Origin of the sequence: Polaribacter sp. NJDZ03 (assembly GCF_019263805.1) — a bacterium.
In the GTDB taxonomy this organism is placed as follows: domain Bacteria; phylum Bacteroidota; class Bacteroidia; order Flavobacteriales; family Flavobacteriaceae; genus Polaribacter.
The window spans coordinates 390,596-403,560 of record NZ_CP079195.1 but is presented as its reverse complement, the minus strand read 5'-3'; the positions used below and the strand labels follow the sequence as shown (position 1 = coordinate 403,560).

Annotated in this window: 9 protein-coding genes; 5 read left to right on the top strand and 4 right to left on the bottom strand. The window is 30.7% G+C overall.

What is annotated here, in order from left to right; translation table 11 throughout:
* Position 1: 1 nt before the first annotated feature.
* The 4 genes from KV700_RS01675 to KV700_RS01660 all read right to left on the bottom strand — a co-directional run bounded on the left by KV700_RS01675 (position 2) and on the right by KV700_RS01660 (position 9,596).
* Positions 2-3,355 carry a VCBS repeat-containing protein gene (locus tag KV700_RS01675; RefSeq protein WP_218598855.1) on the bottom strand — a complete coding sequence of 1,118 codons (3,354 nt, stop codon included), beginning with the start codon at positions 3,353-3,355 and terminating at the stop codon, positions 2-4.
* A gap of 86 nt (positions 3,356-3,441) precedes the next feature.
* Positions 3,442-5,019, bottom strand: coding sequence for a RagB/SusD family nutrient uptake outer membrane protein (locus tag KV700_RS01670; RefSeq protein WP_218598854.1), 1,578 nt, complete (start codon positions 5,017-5,019; stop codon positions 3,442-3,444).
* 18 nt (positions 5,020-5,037) lie between these two features.
* Positions 5,038-8,067, bottom strand: coding sequence for a TonB-dependent receptor (locus tag KV700_RS01665; protein ID WP_218598853.1), 3,030 nt, complete (start codon positions 8,065-8,067; stop codon positions 5,038-5,040).
* Between the two features lie 512 nt (positions 8,068-8,579).
* Positions 8,580-9,596 (bottom strand): winged helix-turn-helix domain-containing protein, encoded by a 1,017-nt coding sequence (locus tag KV700_RS01660; RefSeq protein ID WP_218598852.1) that lies wholly within the window; start codon positions 9,594-9,596, stop codon positions 8,580-8,582.
* 288 nt (positions 9,597-9,884) lie between these two features.
* On the opposite strand from KV700_RS01660, the gene KV700_RS01655 reads away from it, so the two are divergent.
* From KV700_RS01655 to KV700_RS01635, 5 genes are all read left to right on the top strand, one after another.
* A complete protein-coding gene (locus KV700_RS01655; protein WP_218598851.1) occupies positions 9,885-10,448 on the top strand; it encodes a TetR/AcrR family transcriptional regulator in 564 nt (187 codons plus the stop codon).
* A 74-nt stretch (positions 10,449-10,522) separates the two neighbouring features.
* Positions 10,523-11,074, top strand: a complete 552-nt coding sequence (locus tag KV700_RS01650; protein WP_166384718.1) for a carboxymuconolactone decarboxylase family protein — start codon at positions 10,523-10,525, stop codon at positions 11,072-11,074.
* A 97-nt stretch (positions 11,075-11,171) separates the two neighbouring features.
* Entirely contained in the window at positions 11,172-11,906 is a 735-nt protein-coding gene (locus KV700_RS01645; RefSeq protein WP_218598850.1) for an SDR family oxidoreductase, read from the top strand.
* Positions 11,907-11,932: 26 nt separating this feature from the next.
* Positions 11,933-12,247: an EthD family reductase gene (locus KV700_RS01640; RefSeq protein WP_218598849.1), complete on the top strand. Its 315-nt coding sequence runs from the start codon at positions 11,933-11,935 to the stop codon at positions 12,245-12,247.
* Between the two features lie 2 nt (positions 12,248-12,249).
* On the top strand, positions 12,250-12,945 hold the full coding sequence (locus KV700_RS01635; protein ID WP_218598848.1) for a haloacid dehalogenase type II: 696 nt from the start codon (positions 12,250-12,252) through the stop codon (positions 12,943-12,945).
* The last annotated feature ends 20 nt before the right edge of the window (positions 12,946-12,965 follow it).

Genomic DNA, 12,965 nt, shown 5'->3' with positions numbered 1-12,965 from the left:
CTTATTGTTCTAAATTGATTTTAAACGTTTTAGCTTTCTCGTTGTTCTGTGTTGCAATAATTAATTTCTCTTTATTTATAGTCTGTATTTCTACAATATGATTTGATTGTTCTGGTACATAAAACCCAGATTCATTTGATTTCTTAGCAATAAAACCTGTTTTACTTCCTTCTAAAAAGACACCCGTTAAAGCATCTGAATGTCCGTAAATAGTTTCAGTATTTTTATCATTACCTACTAGCAAGGCATCTAAAAAACCATCGTTATTAAAATCTTTTGCCAAAATATCATTTATAGGTGCTGTTTGGCAAATAGCTGGTAATTTGTGTACTTTAAAAGAATTCTGACCTAAATTTTCTATATAACAACTAGAAAAAATAGCCGCTTTTAAAGTCTCTTTCTCAAGATCTTTTATATTTAATAATTGGTTAAAGGTGGTATTTGAAAAATCTTTATAAGAAACATAGGTGTCCTTTAATTTTACAAGCTGTTTCATTACATCATCTCTGGTATGCACTGGCAATAAATCTTCACTCCTTTTAGTATCTGTAAAGTATTGCGCCATTATTGGATCTACACTTCCGTTTCCGTCAAAATCTTGTTTGTAGATGCAAACAGGCTTGTTTTTCTTCGGATTTACAAAACCATTTTCTCCTTGGTTCCCTACTATAAAATCGATATCTCCATCATTGTCAAAATCACCATATTTTATGGTATTCCACCAACCAGAAGTATCTATATTTTCATCTAAAGTATTTAACCAATTAGAAGTAGATTTTTCTAATTTTCCTTTTTTATTGATAAAAACAGTAATGGGCATCCAATCTCCAACCACCACTAAATCGAACCAACCATCTTTATTTATATCCGCCCAAACGGCATCCGTAATCATTCCTAAACTTTGTAGATCTTTATTAATTGTATCAGTAAAGACACCATTATCATTTAATAACAACTGACTTTTAGGTGCTAATGGATAGCTTCCCTTTATCATTCTACTACCAACAAAAAAGTCTACATCTCCATCTTTATCAAAATCGAAAGGTTTTACACAAGAGCTAATTTCTAGTGTATTTGGTAATCCGTTTTCTTTTCTTGTAAAATGCCCTTTACCATCATTAATATAAATTCTGTCTTGTAGAAACTTAGATCCTTTAGAAAATTCAGATCCTCCACTGGCAACATATAAATCTAAATCCTTGTCATTATCTACATCAACAAAAACAGCATTTGTATCTTCAAAATCTGAATCTAACTCTTGCTGAATTTCAAAAACACCTTGTTTGTTTTGTTTCCAAATGGTAGACGCTTGTCCTTTGCTACTACCAACAAATAATTCATCACCTATATTATTATCTACATTTGCAGCAGCAATACAAGGGCCTAACTTAGAGAATTGACGCATTAGTAAATGTTGAGAAACAAAATCGTGTCCCTGGTTTTCTTTGTGTTTAAAAGAAAACACTTCTTGTTTTGCTATAAAAAGGTTATTTATCTTTTCTTCTTTTATCACTTGATTTTTCCCTGAAGAAATATCAACCTTTAAAATAGAATTTGATTTAACGTTGTAAATTTTTGAAACTTTTTTACTTGGCCAAATCACTTGTACAGAATCTACCAAACTATCTTTTAACCCAAAATGTATTTTTGACTCAACTGATGATAAATAACCTCTTGTTTTAGATTGATATTGCTGTTGTACTTTATTGTGAGACCAAAGGGTGACTTTTGCACCAATTGCGTCTTTATTTTCTTTGTTTCCTTTTAGCTCAATTTTTAAATAATTGCTTTTTGGAAAATTTTCTATGGTATTATTTCTTATTAAAAAAGCTTCTTGATTTAAGTTATTTACAACCAAATCTAAATCTCCATCATTATCAAAATCTGCGTATGCTGCTCCGTTTGATAAAGAATTTTCTTTGGAAACCCAATCTGTACTAACATCTGTAAATTTTAAGCTTGTATTGTTTTGATAAAAATAATTAGGAATAGAAACACTTGGTGTTTTAGCTAATAAAGCTGATAATTTCTTGCTTTTAGATTCTTCTGTACCAAATAATGTACTCTGATTAGAATAATTGATAAAATCTAAATCTGTAATGTCTTTTGCATATCCGTTTGTAATATACATGTCTTTATCGCCATCATTATCAAAATCTGCTAAAATTGGCGCCCAACTCCAATCTGTAGAAGAAATACCTGCGTAATTACCAATTTCACTCGATTTTAAAATAGAATCATTTACAAAACCATTATGGAGTTGTAAGGTATTGTGCATAAATTGTGGCGTATAATTGTTTCTTTTAGAAATTAAATATTTATCATAATTCATAGAACCCAACATACTTTTTTGCCTTTGGTAACTTTGTGGTAACATGTCTACCACCATAACATCTGGTAATTCATCATTATTAATATCTGCAATATCCACACCCATTGCATTGTATGTAAGGTGATTAAAAAACTGTTTATTTGCTTCTTTAAAACCTAAATGTTTTTTTGTTTTTGCATCTATTCCATTATTTAAATACACTAAATCTTCTGTAATAAAATCATTAGAAACATAAATATCTGGTAAATTATCATTGTTAAGATCTTGTACGTTTACACCTAAAGAAAACCCTTTATAGGTAATGCCTAAAGTATCTGAAACGTTTGTAAAAACTGGGTGATTTACACCTGCTACTTTATCGTTTCTTAATAAATAATCTGCTAAGTTTTTAGGCATATAGTGTTTTGGAACTGGAGAGTTTTTATCAAACTTTACATTTCCATTATGTGCTATAAACACATCTAAATCTCCGTCTGAATCATAATCTAAAAAAACAGCTTGCTGACTGTAATTACCATCATTTAAATTATATGCTGCTGCTTGCTCTTTAAAAGTTGGAATTCCTTTTTCGTTTAATTTTTGATTAACAAATAAAAGATTATTACAATTATTCTTACAATTTATACCCGCAACACTTAAATAAATATCATCCCATCCATCTGCATTAATATCTACAATAGCAACACCTGTTACCCAAGAATTTGTTGTAAAACCAGCTGCTTTAGAAATATCTTTAAACTTTAAATCTTTTTGATTTAAGTATATTTTTGATGATACTTGATTTCCTGTAAAAACAACATCTGATAAACCATCATTATTAAAATCTCCAATACCTACACCTCCACCATTATATACATATTGAAAATTGACAACATTTAAGGTATCATTTTCTGTAATGGTATTTTTAAACGTAATATTAGATTCCGAAGAATTTATATACGTAAAAGTCTTCTTTTCTTTCTTGGAAGAACATCCTAAAAAGAGCAGTAAAATAAAGCTAGAAATAAGTAGTTTTAATTTCAAAATAAATACGGTTTTTAGTAAATAAAAGCCAAGTTTTAAAGCTTGGCTTTTATCACTTAATTAACATAATTCAACTTAAAAAAATCTTAATACCCAGAATTTTGATTCAAATTTGGGTTTGTTCCTCTTTCTGATATTGGTATCCAAACAAGTTCATTTTTACCTGACTGAAAGGTACCGCCACTTATAGATTTAGGGTGATATGTTTGCGATCCGTTTGTAACGTGTTTAGACGTTGATCCTAAATAATCTTCTGCCAACCCCCAACGAACCAAATCAAAGAAACGGTGTCCTTCTCCTGCAAGTTCCATAGCTCTTTCGTCTATAATTGCTTGTCTAACATCTGTTTGAGAAATTGCAGTTGTAAGTGCTAAACCAGAACCAGGTCTTTGTCTTACCAAGTTAAGGTTTATAATTGCATTACCTGTTTGACCATCTTCATTTAAAGATTCTGCAAGCATTAATAATACATCAGAATATCTAATTATTCTCCAGTTGTTACCAACATTAGTCCCAAGAAAATCTACTTCACCTCTTGTACCTAAGTCCATACCTGTATATTTTTTAGAAAATATAGGTTCTACACTGTTATCATTTGCTACTGCAATATCATCTACAAAATCTGTAGCATAAGCAATACCACCGTAACCAGTAGCTCCAGGATAATTATACGCTAAAGTTTCATTTCTTCTAAATGTATCGCCATTGTCTTCGTATAATTTCTTTAACCAAGGGTTTACAATGTGACCAAAATCTGGCGATTTAGATGGCGGTGCATAATCAATATGATAATTACCCATTGTACCAGTTTGAGGAATATCTGTACCCCAAACAAAGTTAGATTGCCCTAAGAATTGTAACTCGAAAACAGATTCTGCATTGTTTTCATTATTTACACCAAAATTATCGCCAAATTCTGAAGCAGGTAATAAACTATACTTACCTACCAAAGTACTTAAAGTAGTATGCGCTTTTTCCCATTCTTTCATAAATAGGTAACTTTTTCCTTTTAAAGCAGTTGCTGCTCCAGAAGTTGGTCTACCCGTATTATCTCCTGTCCAAGTTGCTGGCAACATTGTTTCTGCCATTTTTAAATCTTCAATAATTTGTGCCCAAACATCTGCTGGAGCTGCTTGATCTACTAATAGATTATCAAAATCTGGCAAATCTGTAATTAAAGGCACATTACCATAAAGGTTTACTAAGTACCAATAATCGAAAGCTCTTAAAAAATATGCTTGTCCTAATAACGGATTAATATCTGTACTAGAAAATGTATCTGGAGTATTAATTATTATATTATTACACCTAGCAATAGACTTGTACAATTCTTGCCAAGGCTCTGTTGCCCATCGTCCGTTTCCTGGTCCTCCCTGAAAAGTAGACATTACTGTGTTACCTCCATTCGGAATTATATTAAACTCATCTGAACGTAACAATGCACCTGCATGTGCTATTCTTCCCCAGAAAAAAGTACCCGTTATTGGATGAAAAGCTCCGTTTACTGCAGATTCTACCTGTTCTAAGGTTGCCCCAAAGTTTCCTGTAGAAATTGCATTATTGTTTTTTTGATCCAAAATATCTTCAGAACAACCTATAAGAGAAACAATTGTTGCAACTATAGCCAAACTTAAAAATGATTTTGTTTTATTTAGTTTTTTCATTTTATTATTTTTTATTTATTAGAAAGTTGCTTTTAACCCAACACTAAAAGTACGTGCATTTGGATACGCTCTTAAATCTAAACCTCTTGATAAAAGTGGGTTTACTGAATTTCTTACACCAGGAACTCCCGAATTGATATTAGAACGCCCTCCGTTAGCAGATGCTACATCTGGATCATAACCACTATATTTTGTTAAAACAAAAACATTTTGAACATTAAAAGAAACTCTTAAGTCTTTTACCCAAGCTAAACCAGGATTAGATTCTGTATTAAAATTATAACCAACTTCTAAGTTTTTTAATCTAAAATAAGAACCATCTTCTACAAAGAAAGATGAAGGAGCTCTATTACCCGCTGCATCATTTACAGTAGCTACAGGAATATTAGTATCTGTGTTTGTTGGGGTCCAAGCGTTTAAAACTTCCGATAATTTACCACCATCTTGCCATAAGATATTGTAATAACGACCAACATTGTAAATTTCATTTCCTTGTACTCCATTAAAAGCTAAAGAAAAATCGAATTCTTTATAATTTGCTTTAAAGTTAAGACCGTATGTAAAATCTGGTGTAGGGTCCCCTATTTGAGTAATATCATTTTCATCAACTATAGAATCTCCATTTGTATCTACTCTTACAAAGTTACCTGTTAATGGATCTACTTTATCTTCTACAACCCAACCATAAAACGCGCCCACTGGTGCATTTTCTCTTGTTTCATTAACAACTCTTAAATCTTCATCTATTGCAGGTCCTTGAATTGTTGCTGGAATGTTTTTTGCTTGGTTTTTAAGGTTGAATGAAAAATTAGTACCAATTGTGTATGTAAAATCTCCTTCAGATTTATTGTAAGCTACATCAAATTCGAAACCATTGTTTACTAAAGACCCTGCGTTTCTAATAACTGCCTGACTAACTCCTGCTGTAGATGGTACATTAATTGGTACAATAGCATCTTCTACGTTTTTAGAATAGTAATCTGCAGTTACCTTTACTTTACTATCAAACAAAGACATATCAAAACCAACATCAAATGTTTTTGTCGTTTCCCAAACTAAGTTTTCATCAACTAAAACTGTTTGTGCTAAACCATTTGCAAGACCACCACCAAAACTTGTAGCAGAACTATTACCATATACTCCTTGTGTTGGGTAAGCTGCATCTGGGTAAGAACCTAACTCTCCATAAGAAGCTCTTAATTTAAAGAAGTTAATTGTTTCCGATTTCCAAAATTCTTCACTACTTAAATTCCATGCTCCAGAAAAGGCAGGGAAATAACCAACTCTATTTGCCTTTCCAAATCTAGAAGACGCATCTCTTCTTACAGTTGCAGAAAATAAATATTTACCATCGTAACCATAATTTACTCTACCAAAATAAGACAACAATACGGCTTTAGAATTATTACCCAAAGCTTGTGTAAGTGTGTTTAATTTTTCTGGAACTCTAATTAAATTATCTCCCGTATTTTCTCCATACAAACCATTACTACTTTGCGATTCTACAAAACGAGTATGCCCTAAAACAACATCTAATTTATGTACATCATTAAAAGTCTTGTTATAATTTATTGTAGGCTCAAAAGATAAATTTATATTATCTCTATTAAAATTTGTTAAATCATTTAACTCATTTACATTTCTTACAGGATCTATACTGTTACCACTTGCAACAGGGTTTGTCATTAAAAAAGTTGGTGTAAATTGGTAGCTATGTCTTGTTCTATAATCTGCTCCAAAATTTACAGAAGCAGTAAAATTATCGTTTATTTCATAATCTAATTTTAAACTCGTAAATAAAGTTCTTGTAGTTTCTAAATTGTCTTCTAATGAAGCCAAACCAAATTGATTTAATCCACCAGGACCATGAATATCTTCTGTTGGTCCATCAAAACCACCATCTAAGTTATCATTTTTTAAAGCAATTGTTGGTGCCGTAACTGCATCAAAACCATACCAGTTATTGTTTTGTAATTTTCCTTCTGCTAAACCTAAAGAATGTGTGATTTTTACTTTATTAAATTGATGTTGACTATTAAACCTTGCATTTAATCTTCTAAAACCAGAACCTATTAAAATTCCGTCTTGGTTAAAATAGTTTAATGATCCAAAATAAGAAGAGTTCTCTCCACCACCAGAAATAGAAACACCATAATCCTCTACAATACCAGACTTTAAAGACTCTTCTTGCCAATCTGTATTTACACCATTGTAAGTAACCTGCGTTGCAGAACCTTCATTTGTAAAACGTTGGTTTAAATAATCTGTATACTGTTCTCCATTAATAAAATCTAATTTTTTACTTGGTGTATCAAAACCAACTCTAGCAGAAAAAGTAACCTCTAATTCTCTATTCTTTCTACCATGATTTGTTTTAATCAATATAACTCCATTTGCAGCTCTAGAACCATAGATTGCTGCTGCTGCTGCATCCTTTAGTACAGAAATATCTTCTATATCTGCAGGGTTTACATAATCCATATTTGTAACAAATAAACCATCTACAATATATAAAGGACTTGCATTACTTAATGAGTTAACACCTCTAATAAATACGTTTGGCGATCCTCCTGGTTGCCCACCTGGTGCCTCTACCTGTATACCAGACAATTTACCTTGTAATGCATTTGTTGGGTTACCCGCAACTGTATTAACAATATCTTTTCCTTTAATAGTAGAAACCGCACTTGTTGCTTCTCTTTTACTAGAAGTACCGTAACCAACAATTACAACTTCGTCTAAAGAAGCTGCATCTTCTTCCATAGCAACGTTTAAAGTTTTCTGACCTGTAAAAATCACTTCTTTTGCCTTAAAACCTAAATAACTAAATACTAACACATCTTTTTTACTTACTTTATCTAAAGTAAAATTTCCATCAAAATCAGAAGTAATCCCTAATGTTGTTCCTTTAATTATAATATTAACCCCAGGAAGCGGACCTTCTCCGTCTGTAACAACTCCACTTACAGAAGAAGTTTGAGCATTTACTACAAAACCAACTAGAAATATGGCTGTGTAGAATAGTTTTTTTAATAATTTTTCATTCATAAAATTAAAATTTAAGTTAATGTTAGTTAAAACACAATTTTGCGTTAAAGTCAATTGTTTTTATGATTTTTTACTGCTACTTTTTCATAAAAAACACAAACTGTGATACTCTATGCTACTTGCAAATATATGTATAAATTTCTTATACGCAAGTTTTTAGCTTATAAACTGAGTTTATCGTAAAATTTAAGGTTTTAAATATATTATTGATATTAAATATAACAGACACACTATATTAACATAAATTATGACTTTTATGAATGGTAGTACAATACAAGGAAGGATTGCCGAGGCTAAATCTAATTATAGAAAATTAGAAAAATGTATTCCTGTATACAAGTAAATAAATTTTAAAATAGGTATACAGATAAATTTTACCCAATGCAGATTGGGCAAAAGAACATTAGAAGAAAAGTATTTTAGGTTTCCGCTATCGCGGGATTTAAAAAAAGAACACTACTTATTAGGTAAGAATTAGACAAATTATAATCAATTAAAAGATAAGCAAGTAACTATAGAGAATCTATTCTTTTTATATTAAAAGGAATAATTTTATGCACCGTAGTTCTGTGCTTTACAAAACTAGCTGCTTCTAGAGCCATCTGTTTAAAATCTGCAGAAATAGTTGTAATTCCATCAAAAATAATTTCTTTAAAATCGGCATCATTATGGGTTAAAATACCAATGTCTTTACCAACTTTAAAATTTAAATCTTTGCAATCTTTTAGCACTTGCCATAGGTTAGAATCACTAATAAAAAAATACAATGTATTTAACTTAATACTTCCTTGTTTATAAGTCTTCTGTACAGATCCTTTTATATTATAATCTTTAATAAACTTATTAAATCCTTTTTTTATTCCTACCGGATAATCTGAATCATCTCTATAAAAAAGAACTACTTTATCATACTTTAAAATCCTACTATGCATCTCCTCTAACTTATGATATGTAGAAAGTTCAAATTCTTGAGAAATGTAAGAATACTCGCTTGGCATGTCAATAAATCTATCTACAATTAATGTCTTTTCAGAAGGAAATTGTTCTATTAAAACAGCAGATTCTTTACTGGGTATTGGTGCAATTACATACATACCATATTTCCCATTTATAGTCTCTAATATATTTTTAAAAATAGCTGCATTATTATGATGAAAGAAAATATCTATTTGATAATTTTTACCTAAAGATTTTCTAAATGTATTGTAAAAATCTTCATGAAAAGATTGAAAAGCAAACAATAACAAAGCAACCTTTAATTGAGATTTAGTATTTACGTTGGCTACATAATACCCTTTAAAGTTTTTAGATTCTACAATACCTCTATTTTTTAAATCTTCGTAAGCTTTTACAATTGTTTTTCTAGCAAAACCAATTTCACTTACCATTTTATTTATAGAAGGAAGTTTGTCGCCTTTTTTAACAATTTTTTCGTTAATAGCATTAATAACTCCATTAACTAGTTGCTCGTGCTTAGATCTAATGCTTTCGTCTTGCAACTCTTTAATTTTCTCAAAAAAATCATTCATTTGGCAAAAATAACATTTTTTACCACTAATTCAAGATGCTTTTATAGTCTAATCTATATTCCTATAAATGGATAAGCATTACTCAACCTACAAAAAAAGTACTAATTTATACAAGAAAGCAAAAGTCACCTTATTTGTTAGCGCTATTTTTAAAGACTAAGAATGCAGGAATTTTTAACACCTAAACACCTCTCTATTTCTTAATATTATCATAAAACTTAAAAGAAAACATCAAATTGTTTTTTTATTACTAAACGATTGTTTAGTTTTGCATTGTAATTAGAAATAATGGCAAGAAAGAAACAATATAACGAAGACGAAGTAGTTGAAAAAGCAATGAACCTATTTTGGCGAAATGGCTACCAGACAACTTCTATGCAAATGCTCGAAAAAGAAATGGGTATTAATAAGTTTTCTATATATGCTAGTTTTGGTAACAAACATGGCTTGTTTTTAGAAAGCTTAAAAAGTTATAAAGTAAAGGTTAATGTAATTTTAGAGAAATTTAAGAAAGCACAAAATGGTGTAGAAGATATTAAACAATTCTTTTACGATTCTGTATACATTGATCATAAAGGAAGTGCTCAAAAAGGATGTTTAGTAACTAATACTTATAATGAGTTTTCTGAAAGTGAAGACGCATTAATAAAAGAACAAATGAATTCTTTTATGGTAAATCTTAAGGATTTATTTATAGAAAAATTACAAAAAGATACCTCTAAAGATAAAGCTACTGTACTAAAACAAGCTAACTTTTTATTATTAGCAAAACACGGTTTAGCAGCAGCAACTAGAGTAAATACTCCAAAAGAAATAGAAGATTACATAGAAATGACGTTTATAAATATATAAACTTTTTTTTACCAGATAACTAAACGATTGTTTAGTTAAATTTAACATAAATTATAAATATAAAAACAAAAATTATGACAACTTTAAAAATTCACAACAGCGAAACAGCACCAGAAGAAAGTAAAGCATTATTAGCAAAATCTCAAAAAGCATATGGTATGATACCTGGTTTACATGGTGTTTTAGCTGCTTCACCTCAACTTTTAGATGCTTACCAAGTATTACATGAATTGTTTACAAATACCTCTTTTAACGATGAAGAGTTAACAGTTGTATGGCAAGCAATAAACGTAGAACATTCATGTCATTATTGTGTACCTGCACACACAGGAATTGCAAAAATGATGAAAGTAGATGATGCAATTATAGAGGCTTTACGTAACGAAACTCCTTTAGAAGATGCAAAATTAGAAGCATTACGTACAATGGCTTTAACAATTACTCGTAATCGTGGTAACGTTACTCAAGATGATTTAGATGCATTTTATGCAGCAGGTTACGAAGAGAAACAAGTTTTAGAAATTATTTTAGGTTTGTCTCAAAAAGTAATTAGTAACTACACAAACCATATTGCAAATACACCTGTAGATGCTGCCTTTAAAGCTTTTGCTTGGGAAAAAAAATAATTAGGTAATTTTTTAATTACATAGTAACATCTATAAACCTTTCGTATTTTTTTACGGAAGGTTTATCTTATATTTAATACTTTAAATTTTACAATACATGAGTATTTCAATAGAAAATAAAATTGCTTTAGTAACTGGTGCCAACAGAGGTATTGGAAAAGCAATTGTAGAATCCTTTATAAATCATGGTGCTAAAAAAGTATATCTAGCCGTAAGAGATGTAAACTCTACAAAAGAATTAGTAGAAAAATATGGAGCTAAAGTAGTTCCGCTAAAAGCGGATGTTTCTAATACAGCTTCTATTAACGAATTGGCACAAAAAGCAAATGATGTAGACATTGTTGTTAATAATGCAGGTATAGGAACCCCTTACCCTACAATTGGTGAAGATGCAGAAAGCGATTTTATGAATCAGTTGCAAGTAAATGCTTTTGGTTTATTAAGAGTTGCCAATGCTTTTGCAAAAATATTAGAAGATAAAAAAGGCGCTTTAGTACAATTAAATTCTATTGCTTCTTTAAAAAACTTCGAGCAGGTTTCTACCTATTCAGCTTCAAAAGCTGCTTCTTACTCTTTAACACAAGGCTTAAGAAACGAATTAGGTGCAAAAGGCGTTTTCGTTTTAAGTGTACATCCTGGTCCTGTTGCTACAGATATGAGTGCTGCTGCTGGTTTTGACGGAGGCGCATCTGCCACAGAAATATCCGAAGGAATTGTAAAAGCATTAAAATCTGGCGACTTTCATTTATTTCCAGATGCAATGGCAAAACAATTTGAAAGTGCTTACCAAAGCTTTTCAGAAAATATTGTTTTAGCAAATCTTTCAGAATAAAAAAACACCTATAAAAACACATAATTATGATAAAAGTATCTGTAATGTACCCAAACTCTAAAGATGTAAAGTTTGATGTAGCATATTATAAAACAAGTCATTTACCTATGATTTCTAAAGCCGTTGGTAGTGCTTTAAAAGGTTTAGAATTAGATTTAGGCGTTGGAAGTAGAGTTCCTGGAGAACCTGCTCCTTATGTAGCAATCGCTCATTTATTATTTGATGATGTTGCTTCTTTTAAAGAGTCATTTGACCCTCATGCAGCTGTATTTGCTGCCGACATAAAAAACTACAGTAATGTAAAAGGAGAACTTCAAATTAGTGAATTGATTACTTTTTAAAGATGAAAAACAACCGTAACATAAAACCGAAAGTACTTTTTTTTGATGTAAATGAAACTCTTTTAGATCTTACCAAAATGAAAAAACAGGTTGGTGCCGCTTTAGGCGGAAAAGAAGAATTATTGCCTTTATGGTTTACAACGATGTTACAGTATTCTTTAGTAACATCTGCTAGTGGAGATTATAAACCTTTTGGGCATATTGGAGCTGCTGCGTTGCAAATGGTTGCTGCAAATAATGGAATTAAATTATCTGAAGAAAACGCACGAAAAGTAACTACTACTGCGCTGCAAAACCTACCTCCTCACCCAGAAGTAAAAGAAGCATTGCTTCAATTAAAACAAGCGGGTTACAAATTAGTTGCCTTTACAAATTCTTCTACCGAAGGTTTAAAAAATCAATTTAAAAATGCTGGCTTAACAGATTATTTTGATGAAATGTTAAGTGTAGAAGAAACTGGTAAGTTTAAACCTTTTACAGAGACTTACCTTTGGGGAGCATCAAAAATGAATGCAAAACCAGAAGAATGCATGTTAATTGCAGCACATGGTTGGGATGTATATGGAGCAATGAATGCTGGTTTTAGAGCTGCTTTTGTAGCAAGACCTGGTCAGCAATTATTTCCGTTGGCTCCAGAAACAGAAATTGTAGCATCGAATTTAAAAAAAGTAGCAGATATTCTAGTAACTTATAAGTAACATCTTTATAAAAAGCGATG